Here is a 1,370-nt window from a genome sequence, read left to right as displayed (position 1 = left end):
TATCTATTTAGCCCCCTAGAGAACTTGGACACTAAGAGAGTGTATGAAGTACACTACTAGTGACAGGGGATGATGAAATTGAAACGAAATAAACACTCAAAAGAATTTAAACTGTAAGTCATAAAAGAAGCACTGGAAACAGGCAATAAAGCAGCCGTAGCAAGACGCTATGAGATTGCAGCAAATATGCTTCATCGGTGGACGAAAGAATATGAAGCTGGCAAGTTTGGAGAAGAATCGCTGGATTCGGTAACCGCCTTAGAATCCAAAGCACTGGCCCAAGAGAATAATCAGCTGAAACATCTCCTTGGAGAGCAGGCACTTGAGATTGCGATTCTTCGTGACTTAATAAAAAAGAAAAACCCTCATTTGCTGACAAAATGGAAGTAGCCGATTTCTACATCGAAAAGGGATAGGCAATCCGGCTTGTTTTAAGGCTAGTGAGCATCCCAAGATCGAGCTACTATTACGACAAAAACGGTAAAGTAGCGAAGAAAACGGTGAGTGAGGGACGCCCAGCACCTGGTTATTCTTATCAAGAAAGTGGCGTGCATGTAGCCGATGAACAGATTGAAGAATGGCTGATGGAGCTGATTTCAGGCGATGGCTACAACTATGGATATCGTAAATTAACCGTGGATCTAAAGCGTACGTACAAGTTGATCATTAATAAGAAGAAGGTCTATCGTCTTTGCAAGAAGCTAGGTTTATTGCGGCCTCAACGTAAAGTAAAGACGAAATACCCTAGAAAATTGGCTCGTAATCGAATGATTACAGCATCGAATCAACGATTTGAAACCGACATTAAATACGGCTATATCGCAGGTGAAGATCGCTTTTTCTTCATTCAGTCGTTCATCGATGTGTACGATCGTTCCATTGTTTCCTATCATATTGGACTCAGCTGTGAGGCTAAAGAGGTGGTTCGGACGCTGCAGCAAGCTCTGCTGAAACGACAGCTATTTGATGTGCCTACAAAGCCAGTCGTACGCTCGGATAATGGGCCACAATTCGTTTCGGAGGCCTTTGAGTCGGCTTGTAAGGGCTTTGGAGTCCTGCATGAACGTATTCCGCCGCGAACGCCTAACATGAATGCTCATATTGAATCTTTTCATCGCATTCTTCAAGATGACTGTCTCTCTCGCTATGATTTTATGACGTATGGTGAGGCCTATGAGGCGGTTACCCATTTCATGATCTTCTACAATGAACGAAGAATTCATTCGAGTATTAAAGATCTGGCTCCTGCTGATTTTTACAAGCAGAACCTGATTCAGCCCATTCCAATTAAATCCGTCAGATTGTAGTTTGAAAAGCTTTGAAAGAACGAGATAAAGAGAGCATGTGTCCAAATTTAAGGGGTTAATCCG

At 42.6% G+C, this 1,370-nt stretch carries 2 protein-coding genes; both read left to right on the top strand.

The genetic code is table 11. From position 1 onward, the window contains the following. Positions 1-120 precede the first annotated feature (120 nt). Positions 121-390, top strand: coding sequence for a transposase (locus WH37_RS33105; protein ID WP_331458103.1), 270 nt, complete (start codon positions 121-123; stop codon positions 388-390). 29 nt (positions 391-419) lie between these two features. Further along, positions 420-1,307, top strand: coding sequence for an IS3 family transposase (locus tag WH37_RS33100; protein WP_046234938.1), 888 nt, complete (start codon positions 420-422; stop codon positions 1,305-1,307). The last annotated feature ends 63 nt before the right edge of the window (positions 1,308-1,370 follow it).

Source organism: Paenibacillus algorifonticola (assembly GCF_000971975.1).
Lineage (GTDB): Bacteria > Bacillota > Bacilli > Paenibacillales > Paenibacillaceae > Pristimantibacillus > Pristimantibacillus algorifonticola.
This window is presented reverse-complemented; position numbering and strand designations above follow the sequence as displayed.